Annotated in this window: 3 protein-coding genes; 1 reads left to right on the top strand and 2 read right to left on the bottom strand. The window is 73.2% G+C overall.

From position 1 onward, the window contains the following. Positions 1–43: 43 nt before the first annotated feature. Both DLJ58_RS29610 and DLJ58_RS29605 read right to left on the bottom strand, forming a co-directional pair. Positions 44–787 carry a metallophosphoesterase family protein gene (locus DLJ58_RS29610; protein WP_124861265.1) on the bottom strand — a complete coding sequence of 248 codons (744 nt, stop codon included), beginning with the start codon at positions 785–787 and terminating at the stop codon, positions 44–46. Between the two features lie 112 nt (positions 788–899). Further along, positions 900–1577 (bottom strand): Crp/Fnr family transcriptional regulator, encoded by a 678-nt coding sequence (locus DLJ58_RS29605; protein ID WP_007466162.1) that lies wholly within the window; start codon positions 1575–1577, stop codon positions 900–902. Positions 1578–1720: 143 nt separating this feature from the next. Between DLJ58_RS29605 and DLJ58_RS29600 the strand changes: the two genes are divergently transcribed. Further along, a complete protein-coding gene (locus tag DLJ58_RS29600; RefSeq protein ID WP_124861263.1) occupies positions 1721–2428 on the top strand; it encodes an adenosylcobinamide amidohydrolase in 708 nt (235 codons plus the stop codon). The last annotated feature ends 31 nt before the right edge of the window (positions 2429–2459 follow it).

Below are 2459 nucleotides of genomic sequence, written 5' to 3'. Positions count from 1 at the left end.
CCTTCGGCCCCCGCGACGGCCGCTGAGCCGGCCGGCGGCCGGCTCAGCGGCCGTCGCGGGGGCCGAAGGCGGTCAGGGCGTCGGCGTCGCTGTGCTGGGAGCGCAGGTACTCGTCGGCCCAGGCGGCGGCGTCGGGGAAGGTCGACTCCGCCGCCACGCGGGCGCAGGCCAGGTCCACGTCGAAGGCGGTGCGGCGCAGTTGAACGCCCGGCCCGAGCAGCGCCCACCAAGCGCCCGCGCCCCCGTACGGCATGCCGATGCTGCCCGGGTTGACCACCAGACGCCGGTCGACCAGCCGGGTGAAGGGCATGTGCGTGTGGCCGCAGACCACCGTGGTGATCTCGGCGGGGAGACCGTCGAACACCTCCGCCCAGCGCGCCATCCGAGAGTCGACGAGCACGACCTCCTCGTCATCGCGGGGCGTGGCGTGGCAGAACAGCGTCGGCCCGAGGCCGTCGATCTCCAGCGTCGTCGTCGCCGGCAGCGCGGCGAGCCGGGCCACCTGGTCGTCGCGCAGCTGCCCGGCGGCCCAGTTCGACACGTCGATCGACGCCGGGCGGCCGGCCCGGGCCTCAACCAGCTCGCGGTCGGCATTGCCGCCGACCCAGCACACCCGGTCGCCCAGGCCGGCGAGCACGTCCAGCACCTCGACCGGTTGCGGGCCGGCGGCGATGTCACCGGTCAGCACGATCAGATCGGCGGTGGCGACGTCCGGCTCGGCCAGTACGGCCTCCAGCGCCGGCAGGACACCATGGATGTCGGAGAGCACCGCAACTCGGTTCACCATGGGCCCCACCCTCACCGCGGGCACCGCCTCCAGGCCAGCGATTCTGCGTCAGGCAGACGGCAAACGTCCCCGCCTACCGTCGGTGACGGCAGGCGGGGACGTCGGGTGCTGCTCAGACGCGGGCGCGACGGGCCAGGCGCTCCGGGTCCAGGATGATGATGCTCTTGCCGTCCAACCGCAGCCAGCCGCGCGAGGCGAAGTCGGCCAGCGCCTTGTTGACGGTCTCCCGGGAGGCGCCGACGAGCTGGGCGATCTCCTCCTGGGTCAGGTCGTGGGTCACCCGCAGAACGCCGCCGTCGCGGGTGCCGAAGCGGCCCGCCATCTGGAGCAGGTTCTTGGCGACCCGGCCCGGCACGTCCGTGAAGATCAGGTCGGCGAGCGAGTCGTTGGTCCGGCGCAGCCGCCGGGCGAGCACCCGGAGCAGCTGCTCGGCGATCTCCGGGCGGTTGTTGAGCCACGGCCGCAGCGCCTGCTTACGCAGCCGCACCAGCCGGGTGTCGGTCACCGCGGTGGCGGTCGCCGTACGCGGACCCGGGTCGAAGAGCGACAGCTCACCGACCATGTCCGACGGCCCCATCACCGCGATGAGGTTCTGCCGGCCGTCCGCTGCGCGGCGACCAACCTTGATCTTCCCGGACAGCAGGATGTAGAGGCTGTCACCGGGCTCGCCCTCATTGAAGACGATCTCGCCCTTGCGGACCTCGATCGTCTCCATCTCCTTGGCAAGCGCCTCGGCAGCTTCCGGGTCAACACCCTGGAAGATCCCGCTGCGGGCCAGTACCTCGTCCATTGCGCACCTCCGGTTGCGCGTGCCGTCCGTCGGCCGGGGCCGCCGTCCGCTGATCCCCTCGCGCGCCGCCAAGTCTAGGCGCACGTGAGCACGAATCAGAGGTCGCCCCTGGAATCTTGATCGGTGGGCGTAACCTGCCCGACGTGCTGAGCGAGCCGACTCTGACCAGCCGCGCCGAGGACGGGCGCCACGTCCCACTGCTCGTCTGGCGCGCGGACGTGCCCCTGCGGGCGGTCAGCAGTGCCCCGTTGGGCGGTGGCATCGGGGTCCGGCGGTGGGTGTTGAACGCGACCGTACCGATGTCGTACGACCGGGATGACCCCGCGGCGCACCTGGCCGCGCTCGCCGCCGAGCTGGCCCTCGACGGGCCCGGGGTCGGTCTGCTGACCGGCGTCGATGTGACCGAGGTTGTGGCGCGAACCGACGCCGGGGTGCGGGCCTGGGCGACGGTCGGGCTCGGCACGCCGGTGCCCGCGGCCGCGCCGACGCCGGCCGCGCTGGCCCCACACGTCGGCACTGTCAACATCGTGGTGTACGTGCCGGCCCGGCTCGCCGACTCGGCACTGGTGAATGCGGTGGCCACCGCGACCGAGGCGAAGACCCAGGCGATCACCGAGCTGGGGGTGCCGGGGACCGGTACGCCCACCGACGCGGTCACCGTGCTCTGCCCGGTGGACGGGCCGGAGGCCGCGTACGGCGGGCCGCGCTCCACCTGGGGTGCCCCGCTCGCCCGAGCGGTGCACGCGGCAGTGCTCGCCGGCGGTTCCCGGCCGGTCGTGCCCTGGTCCGAGCAGCTCACGGGCGCAAAGTCCAACCGATCGGCTGTCGTCGGCGCGTTTAACGACCGGTAGGGTCGCGGGCGATGTATGCTCCCGCCCCCCT

The organism is Micromonospora arida, from assembly GCF_003857035.1.
Classification (GTDB): domain Bacteria; phylum Actinomycetota; class Actinomycetes; order Mycobacteriales; family Micromonosporaceae; genus Micromonospora; species Micromonospora arida.
Note: the sequence above shows the minus strand (reverse complement) of the source record. Positions and strands in the feature narration are given on the sequence as shown.

What these genes read in the sequence shown, in the direction of transcription:
- DLJ58_RS29605 (WP_007466162.1), bottom strand. Translation starts at nt 1,577, where the DNA reads ATGGACGAGGTACTGGCCCGCAGCGGGATCTTCCAGGGTGTTGACCCG.
- DLJ58_RS29610 (WP_124861265.1), bottom strand. Translation starts at nt 787, where the DNA reads ATGGTGAACCGAGTTGCGGTGCTCTCCGACATCCATGGTGTCCTGCCG.